We start from the raw sequence: 17936 nt of genomic DNA, 5'->3' as shown, positions 1-17936 counted from the left end.
GTTGCGCGCGCATCTCGACCAGCAGGCGGCCCGGACGAGGTTTCGGGAGCAGTGGCCGACGTTCGTGCCGTCGACGCCTGGACTGCGACCTGGTGTCGATCTCGAGGATCGCCACGCGATCATGGATCTGGTCGACGGCCTGGCACCGACTCCATGACCGTGCTGCTACCTGACGTCAACGTCCTCGTCTAAGCACCTGGCGCTCAGCACGGCGGTGCTGGCCTCGGTGGTACGCATCGCCACCCATCCCCGGATCATGGGGACTCCCTCCTCGCCCCGAGAGGTGCTGGACTTCACCCGGTCTCTCCTCGACGACCCGCAGACGTCGGTCGTCGTCCCCTCCTCGCGGCACTGGCCCCTCTTTCACGAGTTCGTCAGCGACCTCCGACTCGCCGGCAACGACATCCCCGACGCCTGTCTCGCGGCCCTCGCGGTCGACCATGACGCCACCCTCGTGACGACTGACCGCAGGTTCCGGCGCTTCCCGGGGCTGCGGATCGTCGACCCGCGGGCGGCCTGACGTCCGGCGGTCAGTCGAGAGCGACGTAGGCGTCGCCCAGCCGGGCGGCACCGCCGTCGACAGCGGTCAGCACCGTGAGGCCGGCTTCGGTCACGGCCACCGAGTGCTCCCAGTGCGCCGCCCGGGACCCGTCGGTGGTGGCGACCGTCCAGTCGTCGGCGAGAACCCGGGTCGACGGGGAGCCGAGGGTCACCATCGGCTCGATCGCTCCGGTGAACCCGGCGCGCACGGTCGGGCCCTTGTCGCGCACCGCGTAGTTGGGGATCTGCGGGTCCTCGTGCATGGACCGCCCGATCGTGTGCCCGACGTACTCCTCGATGATCCCGTACTCGCGTCCGTCGGCGGCACCCGCGGACTCGATGCTCGCCTCGACCGACTCGCCCACCGCATACAGGCGGCCACCGACGACCAGTGCGGTGATGCCGGCCCAGAGGGCGTCCTCGGTGAGGTCGATGAGGCGCAGGTCCTCCGGGCGAGCGGCGTCGCTCCCGCCGACGACGGCCGAGAAGGCGGCGTCGCCGTTCCAGCCCTCGAGCTCGGCGCCACAGTCGACCGACACCAGGTCGCCCTCATGAAGAACCCGGGACGACGACGGGATGCCGTGGACCACCTCGTCGTTGACGCTCGTGCAGAGGGTATGCGCGTAGCCGGGGACGAGCTGGAAGTTCGGGATCCCGCCGTGCGACCGGATGAAGTCCTCGGCCAGGGCGTCCAGCGCCAGCGTGCTCACGCCCGGACGCACCTCACCGCGGAGCATCTCGAGGGTCTGCCCGACGAGGAGGCCGGCTCGCCGCATGAGCAGCAGCTGGTCGGCGGTCCGGCCTGGGGTCTGGGAGCGGCGGAACATCAGGTAGGCCGGCTCAGCCGGTCATGCTCTCGATGGCCTTGGAGACCCGCTCGGTCACCTCGTCGACCGTACCCATGCCGTCGATCTTCACCAGGACGCCCTGCTGGTCGTAGAGCGCGATGATCGGCGCCGTCTCCTTGCGGTAGATCGCCATCCGCTCGCGAATGACCTTTTCGGTGTCGTCGGCCCGGCCCTCGGTCTCGGCCCGCTTGAGGAGCCGGGAGACGACGGCGTCCTCGTCGACGGTGAGCTCGATGACTCCGTCGAGGGCATGGTCGTGAGCGGCCAGCACCCGGTCGAGGAACTCGACCTGGCCCGGCGTCCGCGGGTACCCGTCGAGGAGGAACCCCGGGGCGGCGTCGACCCAGCCGAGCCGGTCCTGGACGATCGCGTTGGTCATCTCGTCCGGCACGTAGCCGCCGGACTTGAGGATGGCCTCGACCTGCCGGCCGAGCTCGGTGCCGTCCTTGATGTTGCTGCGGAAGATGTCGCCGGTCGAGATCGCCGGGATCCCGAACCGCTCGGCGATGCGGACGGCCTGAGTCCCCTTGCCCGCGCCGGGGGGGCCCATGATGATCAGTCGCTTCACCGCAAGAACCCTTCGTAGTGCCGCTGCTGGAGCTGAGCCTGTATCTGCTTCACCGTCTCGAGGCCGACGCCGACGATGATGAGGATCGACGTGCCGCCGAACGGGAAGTTCTGGTTCGCCCCGACCGCCACGAGGGCGATGAGCGGGATGAGGGAGATCACGGCGAGGTACAGCGCACCGGGCACGGTGATCCGGGTGAGGACGTAGTCGAGGTACTCCGCGGTGGGGCGGCCGGCGCGGATGCCGGGGATGAAGCCGCCGTACTTCTTCATGTTGTCCGCGACCTCGGTCGGGTTGAACGTGATCGAGACGTAGAAGAAGGTGAAGAAGAGGATCAGCGCGACGTACAGGAGCATGTAGATCCAGTGGTCGCCCCGAGTGAGGTTGTCCTGGACCCACTGGGCCCATGCGGCCGGCGGCGAGCCGTCCTTCGGCTGGTTGAACTGGGCGACGAGGGCCGGCAGCGACAGCAGCGAGCTGGCGAAGATGACCGGGATGACGCCGGCCATGTTGACCTTGAGCGGGATGTAGGTCGAGCTGCCGCCGTACATCCGGCGGCCGACCTGCCGCTTCGCATACTGCACCGGGACCCGGCGCTGGGACTGCTCGACGAAGATGACCAGGGCCATGATGACGAAGCCCAGCAGGATGATGCCGATGAAGACGTCCCAGCGGCCGTCCTTCTGCTGGATCGCCCACAGCGAGCCCGGGAAGCCCGAGGCGATGGACGTGAAGATGAGGACCGACATGCCGTTGCCGATGCCGCGGTCGGTGAGCAGCTCGCCCATCCACATGATCAGGCCGGTGCCGGCGGTCAGCGTGAGCACCATGATGACGATGGTCGGCATGGTGTCGTCGGTGAGGATCGACGTGCACGAGGGGCCGAAGATCTGCTGCGGGTTCCGCGCGAAGGTGATCAGCGTCGAGCTCTGCAGGACCGCGAGACCGATGGTCAGGTAGCGGGTGTACTGCGTGAGCTTGGTCTGCCCGGACTGGCCCTCCTTCTTGAGGGCCTCGAACCGGGGGATGACGACGGTGAGCAGCTGCACGATGATGCTCGCCGTGATGTACGGCATGATCCCCAGCGCGAAGATCGACAGCTGGAGCAGTGCACCGCCGCTGAAGAGGTTCGCCAGGCCGATGAACCCTGCTTGGGGGTCGGCGCCGGAGAGGCATTCGCGCACCTTGGTGTAGGCCACGCCCGGGGTCGGCACCGCGGTACCCAGCCGGTAGATGGCGATGATGAAGAGCGTGAACAGCAGCTTCTTGCGCAGGTCGGGCGTCTTGAACGCCCGAACGAAGGCCGAGAGCACTGATCCTCCTGGGAGGCGCCGGCTCCTGCCGTGACGACCTCTAGTTGCCGCTGTTGCTGGTGGTGCTGGTGGTTCTGACGGGCGCCCCGGTCACCCGGTGGCCCAACCCGCAGAGAATACCCTGCGGGAGAACCCCGGTATGCGTGCGGCCGGCCCCCACGTTGGGGTGCCGGCCGTCCGCATACCTGCGAGGTGGTCGGTCCGTCAGAGAGTACGGACCGGTCAGACGGTCGTGGCCGAACCGCCGGCCGCCTCGATCTTCTCCTTGGCGGAGCCGGAGAACTTGTCGACCGTCACGTTGACCTTGACGTCGATCTCGCCGGTGCCGAGCACCTTGACGGGACGGCCGTCGCGGACGGCGCCCTTCGCCACGAGGTCGTCGACGGTCACGTCGCCGCCGTCGGGGTAGAGCGCCGAGAGGCGGTCGAGGTTGACGACCTGGTACTCGACGCGGAACGGGTTGGTGAACCCGCGCAGCTTCGGCAGCCGCATGTGCAGCGGCATCTGGCCACCCTCGAACCGCTCGGGCACCTGGTAGCGGGCTTTGGTGCCCTTGGTGCCGCGACCGGCGGTCTTGCCCTTGGAACCCTCGCCACGACCGACGCGGGTCTTGGCCGTGCGGGCCCCCGGTGCCGGGCGCAGGTGATGCACCTTGAGGGTCGTGCCCTCGGTCTTCGTCTCGGCCTTGTCGGCCTTCACAGCCTTGTCAGCCATGGTCACTCCACCTCTTCCATGGCGACGAGGTGCGTCACGGTGCGGACCATGCCCCGGATCTCCGGGCGGTCCTCCTTGACGACGACGTCACCGATGCGCTTGAGACCGAGGCTGCGCAACGTCTCGCGGTGGTTGCGCTTGCCGCCGATCTCGGATCGGGTCTGGGTCACTTTGAGCCGTGGCATCAGGACCCCGCTCCGGCGAGGGCGGCCTTGTCGGCCCGCTCCGCACGGCCGGCGGCCTGGGCGCGGAGCATCGCCGCGGGGGCGACGTCCTCCAGGCTCAGCCCACGACGGGCGGCGACGGCCTCCGGACGCTCCAGGCTGCGCAGCGCCTCGACCGTCGCGTGGACGATGTTGATGGCGTTGCTCGACCCGAGCGACTTGCTGAGGACGTCGTGGATGCCGGCGCACTCGAGCACGGCGCGGACCGGGCCACCGGCGATGACACCGGTACCGGGCGACGCCGGGCGCAGCATGACGACACCGGCCGCCGCCTCACCCTGGACGGGGTGCGGGATGGTGCCCTGGATACGCGGGACGCTGAAGAACGCCTTCTTGGCCTCCTCGACACCCTTGGCGATCGCCGCGGGCACCTCCTTGGCCTTGCCGTAGCCGACGCCCACCGTGCCATCACCGTCGCCGACGACGACGAGGGCGGTGAAGCTGAAGCGACGGCCACCCTTGACGACCTTGGCGACGCGGTTGATCGTCACGACCCGCTCGATGTACTGGCTCTTCTCACCGGAGTCGCGGGAGTCGCGACCGCCACGGCCGCTCTGACCGTCACGACCGCCCCGGCGCTCGGGCCGGTCGCCGCCGGCGGTGGCCGGGCCGGTGCCTCGACGCTGTGGTCCGGGCATCAGATGGTCCTCATCTCAACAGTGTTCGTAGGCGTGTGCGTGTGGCTCACAGGGAGAGCCCTCCTTCGCGGGCACCGTCGGCGATCGCCGCGACCCGACCGTGGTACTTGTTGCCGCCGCGGTCGAAGACAACCGCCTCGACGCCGGCCTGCTTGGCCCGCTCGGCCACGAGCTCGCCGATCTTCTTCGCCTTGGCGGTCTTGTCACCGTCGAAGGAGCGCAGGTCGGCCTCCATCGTCGACGCGGAGACCAGGGTGCGCCCCTGGGTGTCGTCGACGACCTGGACGAACAGGTGACGGCTCGAGCGCGAGACGACCAGGCGCGGACGCTCGGTCGTGCCGTTGATGCGCTTGCGACCGCGCACCTGGCGACGGATGCGCGCGGCGGCCTTGCTCTTGCCGCGCTTGATGACGCCGTTGATGTTGACTGCCATGACTTACTTCCCGGCCTTTCCGACCTTGCGGCGGATCTGCTCGCCCGCGTACCGCACGCCCTTGCCCTTGTACGGGTCCGGCTTGCGCAGCTTGCGGATGTTGGCAGCGACCTCGCCGACCTGCTGCTTGTCGATGCCCTGCACCGAGAATCGGGTGGGGTTCTCGACGGCGAAGGCGATGCCCTGCGGGGCCTCCACGGTGATCTGGTGGCTGTAGCCGAGCGAGAACACGAGGTTTCCGCCCTGGTTGGCCACGCGGTACCCGGTGCCGTGGATCTCCAGCTTCTTCTCGTAGCCGTCGGTGACGCCGACGACCATGTTGTTGATGAGCGAGCGGGTCAGGCCGTGCAGCGAGCGCGCCTCGCGCTCGTCGTTGGGGCGCTTGACCTCGACCGCTCCCCCGTCGCTGCGGTCCACGGAGATGGGCTCCGGGACCGTCAGGCTGAGCGAGCCCTTGGGGCCCTTGACGGTGACGGCCTGGCCGTCGATGGTCACGTCGACGCCCGAGGGCACGGTGACCGGAAGTCGTCCGATACGCGACATGTCAGCTTCCCCTTACCAGACGTAGGCGAGGACTTCCCCGCCTACACCCTTCGAAGCGGCCTGCCGGTCGGTCAACAGACCGGACGACGTCGAGATGATGGCCACGCCGAGGCCGCCGAGCACCTTGGGCAGGTTCGTCGACTTGGCGTAGACCCGCAGACCCGGCTTGGACACGCGACGCACACCGGCAATGGAGCGCTCGCGGTTCGGGCCGTACTTGAGGTCGATGGTCAGCGTCTTGCCGACCTCGGCGTCCTCGACCTTCCAGCCGGCGATGTAGCCCTCGGCCTGGAGGATCTCGGCGATGTGGGACTTGAGCTTCGAGAACGGCATGGAGACGTCGTCGTGGTGCGCCGAGTTGGCGTTCCGGACGCGGGTCAACATGTCCGCAATCGGGTCGGTCATAGTCATGTGGGCTTCAGGCCCTTCCTCACCGCGGTTTCACCACGCATACCTTCGTATGCGGGGTGACCTTCGGTGTTTGTAATGAGTGAGTGGGTTACCAGGACGACTTGGTGACGCCGGGGAGCTCGCCGCGGTGGGCCATCTCCCGCAGGCAGATCCGGCACAGGCCGAACTTGCGGTAGACGGAGTGCGGGCGGCCGCAGCGCTGGCAGCGCGTGTAGCCGCGGACCTTGAACTTCGGGGTCGCGTTCGCCTTGTTGACGAGGGCGGTCTTCGCCATGTCAGTTCTCCTTGAAGGGGAAGCCGAGCGCCTTGAGCAGGGCCCGACCCTCGTCGTCGTTCTTGGCCGTCGTCACGACGGTGATGTCCATGCCGCGGACGCGGTCGATACGGTCCTGGTCGATCTCGTGGAACATCGACTGCTCGGTGAGACCGAAGGTGTAGTTGCCGTTGCCGTCGAACTGCTTCGGCGACAGGCCGCGGAAGTCACGGATACGCGGGAGCGCGATGGTGACGAGGCGGTCGAGGAACTCCCACATCCGGTCGCCGCGCAGCGTCGTGTGGGCACCGATCGGCATCCCCTCGCGCAGCTTGAACTGGGCGATCGACTTGCGGGCCTTGGTGACGATCGGCTTCTGGCCGGTGATCGCCCCGAGGTCGCGCACGGCGCCCTCGATGAGCTTGCTGTCCTTGGCGGCGTCCCCGACGCCCATGTTGACGACGACCTTGACGACCCCGGGGATCTGCATGACGTTCCCGTAGGAGAACTGGTCACGCAGGGCCGGCTTGATCTCGTCGCGGTAGCGCTGCTTGAGGCGCGGGGAGGTACGGGTCTCCGTCGTCTCCGTGGCGGTTGCGGTCATCACAGGTCCTTACCGGAGCGCACGGCCACGCGGATGCGGCTGGCCTTCTGCCGACCGTCGCGCTCCACGGTCTCGACGCGGGTCTTGATCCGCGTCGGCTTCTTCGAGTCGGGGTCCACGACCGCCACGTTGCTCACGTGGATCGGGGCCTCGGTGTGGATGAGGCCACCGGTCCGGGTGCCGCGAGCGGACGCGCCGGCCTTCTCGTGCTTGGTGACCCGGTTGATGCCCTCGACGAGGACACGCTGGGTGTCGGGGTACACCGCGATGACCTTGCCCTGCTTGCCCCGGTCGCCGCCGTTCTTCTGGCTGCGGCCCGAGATGACCTGGACGAGGTCACCCTTCTTGATACGCATCGAGTGGGTTGCTGTCTTCGACATGAGTCAGAGCACCTCCGGTGCGAGCGAGATGATCTTCATGAACCGCTTGTCCCGCAGCTCGCGGCCGACGGGGCCGAAGATGCGGGTACCACGGGGGTCGCCGTCGGGCTTGAGGATGACGGCGGCGTTCTCGTCGAACTTGATGTAGGAGCCGTCCGGCCGGCGGCGCTCCTTGACGGTGCGCACGATGACGGCCTTGACGACGTCGCCCTTCTTGACGTTGCCGCCGGGGATGGCGTCCTTAACGGTGGCGACGATGGTGTCACCGATCCCGGCATACCGGCGACCGGACCCGCCGAGCACCCGGATGCAGAGGATCTCCTTCGCACCCGTGTTGTCGGCGACCCGGAGTCGCGACTCCTGCTGGATCACTTGGCCTTCTCCAGAATCTCCACGACGCGCCAGCGCTTCGTGGCCGAGAGCGGGCGCGTCTCCATGATGAGGACACGGTCACCGACGCCGGCCGCGTTGGCCTCGTCGTGGACGTTGATCTTGCTGCTGCGCCGCAGGACCTTGCCGTAGAGCGCGTGCTTCACGCGGTCCTCGACCTCGACGACCACGGTCTTGTCCATCTTGTCGCTGACGACGTAGCCCTGCCGCGTCTTGCGGTGGCTCCGCTCCTGGGCGGCCGCGTTCGCGGTGTCCTGCTCGCTCATGACTCGTCCTCGGTCTTCTTCTTCGACTTCTTGTCAGCCTTGTCAGCCTTGTCGGCCTTCTTCGCCTTCTTGTCCGCCTTGGCGTCCTTCGCCGGCTCGACCACGGCCACCTGCTTGGCAGGGGGCAGTCCGATACCGAGCTCGCGCTCGCGCATCTCGGTGTAGATCCGGGAGATGTCCTTGCGGACGGCGCGCAGCCGACCGTGGTTGTCCAGCTGGCCGGTGGCCGACTGGAAGCGGAGGTTGAACAGCTCCTCCTTGGCCTTCTTCAGCTCGTCGACCAGGCGGTTGTCGTCGAACCCGCGCAGGTTGTCGGACGCGAGGTCCTTGGTTCCAACGGCCATCAGATGTCACCACCCTCACGCTGGACGAAACGGCACTTCATAGGCAGCTTGTGCATGGCCAGGCGCATCGCCTCGCGGGCGACGGGCTCGGTCACACCCGAGAGCTCGAACATGACGCGACCGGGCTTGACGTTGGCGATCCACCACTCCGGCGAACCCTTACCGGAACCCATGCGGGTCTCGGCCGGCTTCTTGGTGAGGGGACGGTCCGGGTAGATGTTGATCCAGACCTTTCCGCCACGCTTGATGTAACGGGTCATCGCGATACGCGCGGACTCGATCTGCCGGTTGGTGACGTAGGCAGGCTCGAGGGCCTGGATGCCGTAGTCACCGAAGGCGATCCGGGTACCACCGGTGGCAGCGCCCGAGCGACCCGGGTGGTGCTGCTTACGGTGCTTGACTCGACGGGGAATCAACATGGTCAGGCCTGCTCATTCTGGGCCGCCGCGGTGGCCTCGGGGGCCTGAGCGGGAGCCTCGGTGGTCTCGGCGGTGGCCGCGGCCGGCGCCGACTCGGGAGCGTCGCGGTCGGAACGGCGGGCGCGGGTCGGGCGGTCCATACGGTCTGGGCCGTCGCGACGCGGGCCACGCGGGGCACGCGGCGCCGCCGCCTGCTGCTGCGCGAGCTCGCGAGCGGTGACGTCGCCCTTGTAGATCCAGACCTTCACGCCGATGCGGCCGAACGTCGTGCGGGCCTCGTAGAAGCCGTAGTCGATGTTGGCGCGCAGCGTGTGCAGCGGGACCCGACCCTCACGGTAGAACTCCGAACGCGACATCTCCGCGCCCTGGAGACGACCGGAGCACTGGACCCGGATGCCCTTGGCGCCGGCGCGCTGGGCGGACTGCATGCCCTTGCGCATGGCGCGACGGAACGACACGCGGGCAGCGAGCTGCTCGGCGATGCCCTGGGCGACCAGCTGCGCGTCGACCTCGGGGTTCTTGACCTCGAGGATGTTCAGCTGCACCTGCTTGCCCGTGAGCTTCTCGAGCTCGCCACGGATGCGGTCGGCCTCCGCGCCGCGACGGCCGATGACGATGCCCGGCCGGGCGGTGTGGATGTCGACGCGGACGCGGTCACGGGTGCGCTCGATCTCCACGCGGGAGATGCCGGCGCGCTCCATGCCGGTCGCCATGAGCTTGCGGATCGCGACGTCCTCCTTGACGAAGTCGCGGTACCGCTGACCCTCCTTGGTGGAGTCTGCGAACCAGCGACTCACGTGCTCGGTGGTGATACCGAGACGGAACCCGTGCGGGTTGACCTTCTGACCCATCAGCGGGTCCCTCCCTGACGTGCGGTGGACTTCTTCGCGGCGCCCTTTGCGGCACTCTTGGTCTTTGTGGCGCCGCGACGCGGCTGGGGCTCGGAGGCCTTGCCGGTCGGGGCGACGATGACGGTGATGTGGCTGGTGCGCTTGTTGATCCGCGAGGCGCGGCCCTGGGCGCGCGGCCGGAACCGCTTCATCGTGGGGCCCTCGTCGACGAACACGGACTGGATGACCAGGGTGCGCTCGTCGAAGGCCTCGGAGTTGCGGTCAGCGGAGACCCGAGCGTTGGCGATGGCGCTCTCGAGCACCTTGCGGATCGGCTCGGACGCGGCCTGCGGCGCGAACCGAAGCACGGCGACGGCCTCCGTGGCCTGCTTGCCACGGATGAGGTCGACGACACGGCGCGCCTTCTGCGGCGTGACGCGGACGTGGCGCGCGGAGGCGCGCGTCAGCGTCACGTCGGTGTCGATGGTTGCGGCGGGCATCAGCGACGACGTCCCTTCTTGTCGTCCTTGACGTGACCCTTGAAGGTCCGCGTCGGAGCGAACTCGCCGAGCTTGTGGCCGACCATCGACTCGGTGACGAACACCGGGACGTGCTTGCGGCCGTCGTGGACGGCGAGGGTGTGACCGAGCATGTCGGGGCTGATGACCGACCGACGCGACCAGGTCTTGATGACGTTCTTGGTGCCCGCTTCGTTCTGGACATCCACCTTCTTCTGAAGGTGGTCGTCGATGAAGGGGCCCTTCTTGAGGCTACGAGGCATGGTGGTTCAGGGCTCCTCAGCGCTTCTTGCCGGAACGACGGCGACGGACGATGAGCTTGTCGCTCGGCTTGTGCGGACGGCGGGTACGGCCCTCGGCCTGTCCCCACGGGCTGACCGGGTGGCGACCACCGGAGGTCTTGCCCTCGCCACCGCCATGGGGGTGGTCGACGGGGTTCATGGCGACACCACGGACGGTCGGGCGCTTGCCCTTCCACCGCATACGGCCGGCTTTGCCCCAGTTGATGTTGCTCTGCTCGGCGTTGCCCACCTCGCCGACCGTGGCGCGGCAGCGCAGGTCGACGTTGCGGATCTCGCCGGACGGCATACGCAGCTGGGCGTAGGGGCCGTCCTTGGCGACGAGCTGGACCTTCGAACCGGCCGAGCGGGCGATCTTGGCGCCACCGCCCGGCTTCAGCTCGATGGCGTGCACGGTGGTACCCGTCGGGATGTTGCGCAGCGGCAGGCTGTTGCCCGGCTTGATGTCGGCCGACGGACCGTTCTCGACGGTGTCGCCCTGCTTCAGCCGGTTCGGCGCGAGGATGTAGCGCTTCTCGCCGTCGGCGTAGTGCAGCAGCGCGATCCGCGCGGTGCGGTTGGGGTCGTACTCGATGTGCGCGACCTTGGCCGGCACGCCGTCCTTGTCGTGGCGACGGAAGTCGATGACGCGGTAGGCGCGCTTGTGGCCACCACCGATGTGACGGGTGGTGATCCGGCCGGCGTTGTTGCGGCCGCCGCTCTTACTGAGCGGACGGACCAGCGACTTCTCCGGCGTGGTCCGAGTGACCTCGACGAAGTCGGCGACCGACGAGCCACGACGGCCCGGGGTGGTCGGCTTGTACTTGCGAATAGCCATGTGTCTGTCCCTGTGTCTTCCCTGGGCCGGTCAGGCGCCCGCGCCGAAGATGTCGATGGAACCCTCGCGGAGCGTGACGATGGCGCGCTTGGTGTCCTTGCGCTTGCCGACGCCGAAGCGGGTGCGCCGCGTCTTGCCCTTGCGGTTCATCGTGTGGACCGAGTCGACCTTGACGTTGAAGACCTGCTCGATGGCGATCTTGATCTCCGTCTTGTTCGACCGGGGGTCGACGAGGAACGTGTACTTGCCCTCGTCGAGAAGGCCGTAGGACTTCTCCGAGACGACCGGGGCGATGAGGATGTCGCGCGGGTCCTTGATGTGGATGCTCACTTGCCGTCCTCACTGTCCTGCGTGTGGCCGGCCTCGGTGAAGCCGGCGGCCTCGGCGGCGTCGGCCGTCCGGAACCAGACCTCAGCGATCGTCGCGTCGTACCACTGGCCACCGGGCTGGTGGTACTTCATCGAGTCGGCGTTGCCCTTGATGTCGAAGCCCGCCGGCGCTGAGCCGTCCTCGAGCGCTGCGGCCGAGTCCGGTCCGTACCCACCGTCGGTGGCGTCCGCGACGGCGACCCGCTGGTCAGACGGCGCGTCGACCGGCTGGTCAGCCGGGGTGGCGACGGTGCCCGGCTTGCGGGTGGCCGTGGCCGCCGTGACGAACGCGTCGAACGCGCCCTGGGTGAAGACCACGTCGTCGGCGCAGAGGACGTCGTAGGTGTTGAGCTGGTCGGCCGCGAGGACGTGGACGCCCTCGAGGTTGCGCGCGCTCTTCCACGACACCTCGTCGCCGCGCTCGAGCACGAGGAGCAGGTTCGGACGGCTGGTCAGCTCGGACAGCCCCGCCCACGCCTGCTTGGCGGAGGGAACGGCGCCGGAGACGAGCGCGTCGATGACGTGAACGCGGTCGTGACGGGCCCGGTCGGACAGGGCGCCACGCAGGGCGGCGGCCTTCATCTTCTTGGGCGTCCGCTGCGAGTAGTCGCGCGGCGTCGGGCCGTGGACGACCCCGCCACCGGTGAACTGCGGCGCGCGGGTCGAACCCTGACGGGCGCGGCCGGTGCCCTTCTGGCGGTACGGCTTGGCGCCACCACCACGGACCTCACCGCGGGTCTTCGTCGAGTGCGTGCCCTGACGGGCGGCCGCGAGCTGGGCGACGACGACCTGGTGGATGAGGGGGACGTTGGTCTGGACATTGAAGATCTCCGGGAACTCAGCGGGGAGATCGGCCTTGACGGTCGTGACGGCTGACGTCGAGGACATATCAGGCTCCCTTCGTACCGGTGAGGGCCGGCGCGGCCTTGGCCGCGGTCCGGACGAGAACGATCCCGCCGCGGGGGCCGGGAACGGCGCCCTTGACGAGCAGCAGGCCCTTGTCGGCGTCGACGGCGTGGACGGTGAGGTTCTGGGTGGTCTGACGCTCGCCACCCATCCGGCCGGCCATCCGCATGCCCTTGAAGACGCGGCCCGGAGTGGAGCAGCCGCCGATCGAGCCGGGCTTGCGGTGGTTCTTGTGGGCGCCGTGGGACGAGGAGACGCCGTGGAAGCCGTGGCGCTTCATGACACCGGCGAAGCCCTTGCCCTTGGTGGTGCCGCTCGCGTCGACGAGCTGGCCCGCCTCGAACGCCTCGACGGTGACCTCCTGGCCGAGGCTGTAGTCGCCGGCGTCCGCCGTGCGCAGCTCGACCAGGTGGCGGCGAGGGGTGACCCCGGCCTTCTCGAAGTGGCCCTTCATGGGCTTGTTGACCTTGCGGGGGTCGATCTCGCCGTAGGCGATCTGGACCGCGCCGTAGCCGTCGGTGTCACCGTCACGGACCTGGGTGACCACGCAGGGCCCGGCCTTGATGACGGTCACGGGCACCAGGCGGCCGGCATCGTCCCAGACCTGGGTCATGCCGAGCTTCTCGCCGAGGACGCCCTTGACGGTCCTCTCAATGGTGTTGGTCATCGCTGGATCCTCAGAGCTTGATCTCGATGTTGACGTCCGCCGGCAGGTCGAGACGCATCAACGAGTCGACCGCCTTGGGGGTCGGGTCGATGATGTCGATGAGGCGCTTGTGGGTGCGCATCTCGAAGTGCTCGCGGGAGTCCTTGTACTTGTGCGGCGACCGGATGACGACGAACACGTTCTTCTCCGTGGGCAGCGGCACCGGGCCGACCACCGTCGCGCCGGCACGGGTCACCGTGTCGACGATCTTGCGCGCCGAGCTGTCGATGACCTCGTGGTCATACGACTTCAGTCGGATGCGGATCTTCTGTCCCGCCATCTGGATCTGGTCTCTCTCTCGCCGGACAACTGCTGTGGTCGTGTGTGGTCTGCGTGGTTCCCCGTGGGGGAGGTCCCGACCCCCGCGCTCGGGTGTGTCGCGCCCGCTCCGCGGTTCGACGGCTGGCACTCTCGTGCCCGACGTCGGGTCTCGAACCGAAGTTCCCGGTTACCCGGGTGCCTGCGCTTCCCTCGGGCCACACGTGGTGTCCGGACTGAGTCCGACAAGGGGCGGCGACACCGACTGGTCTCATCGACCGGCCGGCACCGCGCGTCAAGCAACTTCCCTAGTGTGCCAGAGCGGGTGGGGTCGGTTCAAATCCGCGTCAGCGGTCCCCCACTGCGTCGAGCACGATCTTGACGTCGACGACCGGCGTTCCGTCCACCGCCTCCAGCCCACTGACCATGAGCCGGGCGCCGTCGAGCGCCAGGACGCGGCACCGGTGCAGCCCGATCGGGTTCGGCCGGTCCGGCGACCGGGTCGCGAACACGCCGGTCACCGGCCGGCTGGTGTCGCCGCGCGGATGGACCGCCAGGGTCGTGCGGTCGCCGAGGTGCAGCCAGGTGACCACGACGACCTCGTCGCCCGGCACGAGCCCGGCCATGGCGTCCTGGACCGCCGGGTCCAGCTCGAGGACCGCGTCCGGGGCTCCCTCGTCGCCCTGACGGGGAGCGTCGGCGGGGTCGGTCAGCGGGCTCCGGACGTAGCCGAGCACCCGCAGCTCGTACGACTGGAGGCTGGTCCCGGCCTCAGGTCCCACGCTGCAGCCGGGCTTGGTCGACCGTGGGCTGGAAGAGCTCGACCGGGTTCCCGGCCGGGTCCTCCACGATCAGCTGGTCGCCGCCCACGCCCTCGACCACGTCGCTGCGCAGGGTCGCCCCAGCCGTCCTCAGCTCGTCGGCCAGCGCTCGGACGTCGTCCACCTCGAGCTGGATCCGGTTCCACCCGCCCGGTGTCGGCACACTCCCGTCCGCGAGAACCTGTCCACCGCCGCCACGGCTGCTGGGGGCACTGAGGGCCAGCCGCAAGTCACCCCGCGACACCATGGCGAACGTCGGGGCCGGGTGCATGACCTCATCGAACCCCAGCCGTCCCGTGTAGAACTCGAGCGCTGCGTCGACGTCGTCGACGATGTAGCGCACTCCCACTGTGGCCATGTCCTCACTCTGCGCCGGGCGCGAGGAAGGCCGCAAGGGCCGCGGCATACCTCGCCGGTTCGACCACCGCGCAGAGCTCGCGACTGCTGTGCATCGAGAGGATCGGCGCTCCGAAGTCCACCGTCGTCGCGCCGGTCTGCGCCGCCGTCATCGGTCCGATCGTGCTGCCCGAGGGCAGGTCGCTGCGGACGACGTAGCGCTGCATCGGTACCCCGGCCTGCTCGCAGGCGAGGGTAAAGGCGGCGGCGCCGAGGCTGTCCGTCGCATACCGGAGCGAGGTGTTGACCTTGAGGACCGGGCCGCCGTCGATGGCGATCAGGTGCTGCGGCTCATGCCGGTCGGGGTAGTTCGGGTGGGTGGCGTGCGCGGTGTCGCCGGACGCGACGACGGTGCGGGCCAGGGCGCGCCAGTAGTCCTCGCGGCTGCCGCCGTTGGACGAGACGACGCGCTCGAGGACGCTGGGCAGCAGGGTTGACAGGGCGCCGCGGTCGGACTGGCTGCCGGCCTCCTCGTGGTCGAAGAGCACCAGGACGGGGGTATGCGGGGAGTCCGCCGGGGTGGCGGCCAGCAGGGCGGCGACGGCCGCGTAGCAGGTCAGCTGGTTGTCCAGCCGCGACGCCGCGACCAGCTCGGCGTTGCGCCCGATCCGCCGCGAGGGCTCGACGACGTGCGTCATGGCGTCCCACGCGAGGACGTCCTCGGCGCCCGCGTCGACCTGCTCCCCCAACCAGGCCCGGAAGTCGCCGGGCAGCGCACCCAGGCCCCAGACCGGCGCGAGGTGCTGCTGCACGTTGAGGGTCAGCGTCGTCTTCGGCGGCTCGCTGAGGTGGATGGCCAGCTCGGAGACGCGCAGGAGCGGCTCGTCGGCGAGGAACAGTCGCGCCTCCGTGCCGTTCGGCCCGCGCACCGCCACGCGTCCCGAGAGGCCGAGGTCGCGGTCCAGCCAGGACGCCAGCAGCGGCCCTCCGTAGGACTCGACGCCCAGCAGCTGCCAGCCGGCGCGGGCGTGGTCGGGGTTCGGCTTGATGCGCAGGTTCGGACTGTCGGTGTGCGCCCCGACGACCCGGAACGACCGCACCGGGCGGCGTGGCCGGTCCTGTGTCGACCACGCCACCAGGGAGCCGCCTCGGACGAGGTAGTGACGGCCCGGCTCCGTGGGGAACGGCTCGGTCTCGTCGACCGCCACGAATCCCTCGGCCTCGAGCAGCCGGGCTGCGGTGCGGGCCGCGTGGAACGGTGACGGTGACGCGTCGACGAAGTCGATGAGGCCCTGGACGGCGTCGTCGGTGTCGGGGAGCGCCATGCGCGCCACTGTAGGGGTCGAGCGTCAGTGCTTCCTCGGGGTGGCCGCCCCCATGACGAGGGGCCGGACGACGGGCGGCATCCCGAGCCAGCGGTCCTCGTGGACCTCCTCGATATCCAGGTGGTGACGCAGTGCCCCGACGATGTCGCGGTCGCAGCGGCAGCCCATCGCGAACGCCGCCCACGGCTCGGCCAGCCGGTCCTGCCAGCGCCGCAGCGGCGACCCGGCGGGCGAGTGGACGTGCTCGATGAACAGCAGCCGGCCGCCCGGCTTCAGGACCCGCGCGACCTCGGCCACCGCCGCGTCGACGTCCGGGACGGTGCAGAGGACCATCGTCGAGACGACGGTGTCGACGCTCGCCGTCGGGACGGGCAGGGCCTCGGCGCCGGCGTCGATGACGGTGGCGTCGGACCCCTCGCGCGCGACGCGGCGAGCCAGGATCCCCCGCATCGTCGCGGCGGGCTCGGTGAGGACCAGCCGGTCGACGGGAGGGTATGCGGCGACGTTGGTGCCGGTACCGGCACCGATCTCGAGGACGGTGCCTTCGGCGTCCGCCAGCAGCGCGGCACGGCGCGCGGCCATGCCGCGCTGCTCACCGAGGGCGATGAACGCGTCGTAGATGTGCGCGCCCACGACCCCCCAGGCGGACTCGTGGTGGGTGGTCGGGGACGCGGTGGCGCGGGTGGCGCGGGTGGCGCCGGCAGGAGTGCTCATGCCTCCCAGTTCACCCGCCGGCGGCCCACCCCCGCATCGCGAGGACCGGCCATCCCGTCGGATGGCCCACTCGGGCCAGTCAGACCAGACCGCCGCGGGCCGCGGCCGCCGCCGCGGCCGCCCGGGAGGTGAGACCCAGCTTCGTGCGGATGTTCGCGACGTGGCGATGCACGGTGTGCGGGCTGAGGACCAGGCGACCCGCGATCTCGTCGTCGGAGTGTCCGGCGGCGACCAGCCGCAGGACCTCCACCTCTCGCTCGGACAGCGAGGCGAGCTCGGGCGACAACGGTCGGTCCGGCTGGACCGCCGCGCCGTCGGCGAGGAACTCGGAGACGGCACGGACCACCGAGACGGCGTCGCCGCGCCACGGCAGGTGGTCGACGCCCTCGAGGGGGACGAAGGTGGCGCCCGGGACACCGGCCGCGACCTCCCGGCCGAGCGTCGCGGGAATGGTGTGGTCGTCGCGGCGGTGGACCACCAGCGTGGGCGCGGTCACCTCGCGCAGGTCCTGGCGGACGTCCATGGCGTACACCGAGGCCAGTGAGGCCGCCGCCGTCTCCGCGCTGGCGCTGAGCCGCTGGAACCGGGCGAACGCGTCGCGCTCGTCGGGGCCGGCGCCGGGCAGGAACAGGTCGGCGAGCACCCGCGACCCAATCCCCCAGTGAGCCGCGACCACCGAGGTCAACGACCGGCGGGCCGCTTCGGGCGCGAGGTCGTGTCCGTCGGCGTAGCTGCCGTAGAGGGCGAGCCGCCGGACGCGCTCGGGGTGGGTCGCCGCATACCGGACCGCCACGCAGCTGCCCGACGAGACCCCGAGGAGCAGGACGCCGGCCTCGCTGCGTGCGGGCGCGTACACCGTTGCCGCTCGCACGACCGCGTCGAGGACCGCGATCTCCTCGTCCAGGTCCGGCGGTGGCGGCACGTCCCGGTCCGAGAGCCCGGTACCGGGCCGGTCGTACCGGACCACCCGGAACCGGGTCGCCAGCCGCTCCGCGAAGGCGCGGAACGCGGCGTTCTGCCAGTCCAGCTCGAGGTGGCTGCACCACCATCCCCCGACGACGAGGGTCGGCAGCGTCGGCGAACCGGAGGTCGCCCAGGCCACCCGCGAACCGGTCGCCGTCGTGAACCGGATCTCCTGCTCCACGACCGG

General features: G+C 69.7%; 30 protein-coding genes. 1 reads left to right on the top strand and 29 read right to left on the bottom strand.

All coding sequences use genetic code 11. The annotated features are described in order from the left end of the window. Positions 1–169: 169 nt before the first annotated feature. Complete coding sequence (locus VIG79_RS02360; RefSeq protein WP_331881647.1) at positions 170–520, top strand: TA system VapC family ribonuclease toxin; 351 nt, start codon at positions 170–172, stop codon at positions 518–520. Between the two features lie 10 nt (positions 521–530). Here VIG79_RS02360 and map read toward each other — a convergent pair whose 3' ends face one another. From map to VIG79_RS02215, 29 genes are all read right to left on the bottom strand, one after another. Then, entirely contained in the window at positions 531–1367 is an 837-nt protein-coding gene (gene map, locus VIG79_RS02355) for a type I methionyl aminopeptidase (RefSeq protein ID WP_331881645.1), read from the bottom strand. 13 nt (positions 1368–1380) lie between these two features. Continuing rightward, positions 1381–1956 (bottom strand): adenylate kinase, encoded by a 576-nt coding sequence (locus VIG79_RS02350; RefSeq protein ID WP_331881642.1) that lies wholly within the window; start codon positions 1954–1956, stop codon positions 1381–1383. Then, on the bottom strand, positions 1953–3269 hold the full coding sequence (gene secY, locus VIG79_RS02345) for a preprotein translocase subunit SecY (RefSeq protein ID WP_331881639.1): 1317 nt from the start codon (positions 3267–3269) through the stop codon (positions 1953–1955). The genes VIG79_RS02350 and secY overlap by 4 nt, the downstream gene beginning before the upstream one ends. Positions 3270–3491: 222 nt before the next feature. Then, on the bottom strand, positions 3492–3983 hold the full coding sequence (gene rplO / locus VIG79_RS02340; RefSeq protein WP_331881636.1) for a 50S ribosomal protein L15: 492 nt from the start codon (positions 3981–3983) through the stop codon (positions 3492–3494). Between the two features lie 2 nt (positions 3984–3985). Next, positions 3986–4168: a 50S ribosomal protein L30 gene (gene rpmD / locus VIG79_RS02335; RefSeq protein ID WP_331881634.1), complete on the bottom strand. Its 183-nt coding sequence runs from the start codon at positions 4166–4168 to the stop codon at positions 3986–3988. Then, positions 4168–4845: a 30S ribosomal protein S5 gene (gene rpsE / locus VIG79_RS02330; RefSeq protein ID WP_331881631.1), complete on the bottom strand. Its 678-nt coding sequence runs from the start codon at positions 4843–4845 to the stop codon at positions 4168–4170. Before rpsE ends, rpmD begins: the two co-directional genes overlap by 1 nt. 46 nt (positions 4846–4891) lie before the next feature. Then, positions 4892–5278, bottom strand: coding sequence for a 50S ribosomal protein L18 (gene rplR / locus VIG79_RS02325; protein ID WP_331881629.1), 387 nt, complete (start codon positions 5276–5278; stop codon positions 4892–4894). Between the two features lie 3 nt (positions 5279–5281). Then, on the bottom strand, positions 5282–5821 hold the full coding sequence (gene rplF, locus VIG79_RS02320; protein ID WP_331881626.1) for a 50S ribosomal protein L6: 540 nt from the start codon (positions 5819–5821) through the stop codon (positions 5282–5284). 12 nt (positions 5822–5833) lie between these two features. After that, positions 5834–6232, bottom strand: coding sequence for a 30S ribosomal protein S8 (rpsH, locus tag VIG79_RS02315; RefSeq protein ID WP_331881623.1), 399 nt, complete (start codon positions 6230–6232; stop codon positions 5834–5836). Positions 6233–6320: 88 nt separating this feature from the next. Further along, positions 6321–6506: a type Z 30S ribosomal protein S14 gene (locus VIG79_RS02310; protein ID WP_331881620.1), complete on the bottom strand. Its 186-nt coding sequence runs from the start codon at positions 6504–6506 to the stop codon at positions 6321–6323. Between the two features lies 1 nt (position 6507). Continuing rightward, entirely contained in the window at positions 6508–7089 is a 582-nt protein-coding gene (rplE, locus tag VIG79_RS02305) for a 50S ribosomal protein L5 (protein ID WP_331881617.1), read from the bottom strand. Next, positions 7089–7469, bottom strand: a complete 381-nt coding sequence (rplX, locus tag VIG79_RS02300) for a 50S ribosomal protein L24 (RefSeq protein WP_331881614.1) — start codon at positions 7467–7469, stop codon at positions 7089–7091. Before rplX ends, rplE begins: the two co-directional genes overlap by 1 nt. A gap of 3 nt (positions 7470–7472) precedes the next feature. Next, positions 7473–7841: a 50S ribosomal protein L14 gene (rplN, locus tag VIG79_RS02295; RefSeq protein ID WP_331881611.1), complete on the bottom strand. Its 369-nt coding sequence runs from the start codon at positions 7839–7841 to the stop codon at positions 7473–7475. Next, entirely contained in the window at positions 7838–8125 is a 288-nt protein-coding gene (gene rpsQ / locus VIG79_RS02290; protein ID WP_331881609.1) for a 30S ribosomal protein S17, read from the bottom strand. Before rpsQ ends, rplN begins: the two co-directional genes overlap by 4 nt. Continuing rightward, positions 8122–8469: a 50S ribosomal protein L29 gene (gene rpmC / locus VIG79_RS02285; protein ID WP_331881606.1), complete on the bottom strand. Its 348-nt coding sequence runs from the start codon at positions 8467–8469 to the stop codon at positions 8122–8124. The genes rpsQ and rpmC overlap by 4 nt, the downstream gene beginning before the upstream one ends. Continuing rightward, positions 8469–8888: a 50S ribosomal protein L16 gene (rplP, locus tag VIG79_RS02280; RefSeq protein WP_331881604.1), complete on the bottom strand. Its 420-nt coding sequence runs from the start codon at positions 8886–8888 to the stop codon at positions 8469–8471. Before rplP ends, rpmC begins: the two co-directional genes overlap by 1 nt. Before the next feature lie 2 nt (positions 8889–8890). Beyond that, complete coding sequence (gene rpsC, locus VIG79_RS02275; RefSeq protein ID WP_331881602.1) at positions 8891–9739, bottom strand: 30S ribosomal protein S3; 849 nt, start codon at positions 9737–9739, stop codon at positions 8891–8893. Further along, positions 9739–10218 (bottom strand): 50S ribosomal protein L22, encoded by a 480-nt coding sequence (gene rplV / locus VIG79_RS02270; RefSeq protein ID WP_331881600.1) that lies wholly within the window; start codon positions 10216–10218, stop codon positions 9739–9741. Before rplV ends, rpsC begins: the two co-directional genes overlap by 1 nt. Continuing rightward, entirely contained in the window at positions 10218–10499 is a 282-nt protein-coding gene (rpsS, locus tag VIG79_RS02265) for a 30S ribosomal protein S19 (RefSeq protein WP_009775961.1), read from the bottom strand. Before rpsS ends, rplV begins: the two co-directional genes overlap by 1 nt. A gap of 16 nt (positions 10500–10515) precedes the next feature. Next, positions 10516–11352: a 50S ribosomal protein L2 gene (gene rplB / locus VIG79_RS02260; protein ID WP_331881590.1), complete on the bottom strand. Its 837-nt coding sequence runs from the start codon at positions 11350–11352 to the stop codon at positions 10516–10518. Between the two features lie 30 nt (positions 11353–11382). Continuing rightward, positions 11383–11682, bottom strand: coding sequence for a 50S ribosomal protein L23 (gene rplW / locus VIG79_RS02255; RefSeq protein WP_331881587.1), 300 nt, complete (start codon positions 11680–11682; stop codon positions 11383–11385). Beyond that, on the bottom strand, positions 11679–12608 hold the full coding sequence (rplD, locus tag VIG79_RS02250) for a 50S ribosomal protein L4 (RefSeq protein WP_331881584.1): 930 nt from the start codon (positions 12606–12608) through the stop codon (positions 11679–11681). Before rplD ends, rplW begins: the two co-directional genes overlap by 4 nt. A gap of 1 nt (position 12609) precedes the next feature. After that, positions 12610–13293, bottom strand: a complete 684-nt coding sequence (rplC, locus tag VIG79_RS02245; RefSeq protein ID WP_331881581.1) for a 50S ribosomal protein L3 — start codon at positions 13291–13293, stop codon at positions 12610–12612. A gap of 10 nt (positions 13294–13303) precedes the next feature. Next, positions 13304–13612 carry a 30S ribosomal protein S10 gene (gene rpsJ / locus VIG79_RS02240; protein ID WP_019146773.1) on the bottom strand — a complete coding sequence of 103 codons (309 nt, stop codon included), beginning with the start codon at positions 13610–13612 and terminating at the stop codon, positions 13304–13306. A 325-nt stretch (positions 13613–13937) separates the two neighbouring features. Then, complete coding sequence (gene tsaA, locus VIG79_RS02235; RefSeq protein ID WP_331881566.1) at positions 13938–14372, bottom strand: tRNA (N6-threonylcarbamoyladenosine(37)-N6)-methyltransferase TrmO; 435 nt, start codon at positions 14370–14372, stop codon at positions 13938–13940. Further along, positions 14362–14769 (bottom strand): VOC family protein, encoded by a 408-nt coding sequence (locus VIG79_RS02230; RefSeq protein ID WP_331881564.1) that lies wholly within the window; start codon positions 14767–14769, stop codon positions 14362–14364. The genes tsaA and VIG79_RS02230 overlap by 11 nt, the downstream gene beginning before the upstream one ends. Positions 14770–14773: 4 nt before the next feature. After that, a complete protein-coding gene (locus VIG79_RS02225; protein ID WP_331881562.1) occupies positions 14774–16072 on the bottom strand; it encodes a M18 family aminopeptidase in 1299 nt (432 codons plus the stop codon). Positions 16073–16096: 24 nt separating this feature from the next. Beyond that, the gene (locus tag VIG79_RS02220) at positions 16097–16786 is read right to left on the bottom strand and encodes a class I SAM-dependent methyltransferase (protein ID WP_331881560.1); all 690 of its coding nucleotides are present in this window, start codon (positions 16784–16786) and stop codon (positions 16097–16099) included. Between the two features lie 79 nt (positions 16787–16865). After that, positions 16866–17930 (bottom strand): alpha/beta fold hydrolase, encoded by a 1065-nt coding sequence (locus VIG79_RS02215; RefSeq protein WP_331881558.1) that lies wholly within the window; start codon positions 17928–17930, stop codon positions 16866–16868. Positions 17931–17936 lie beyond the last annotated feature (6 nt).

This window comes from Lapillicoccus sp. (assembly GCF_036559105.1).
Taxonomy (GTDB): Bacteria; Actinomycetota; Actinomycetes; order Actinomycetales; family Dermatophilaceae; genus Lapillicoccus.
This window is presented reverse-complemented; position numbering and strand designations above follow the sequence as displayed.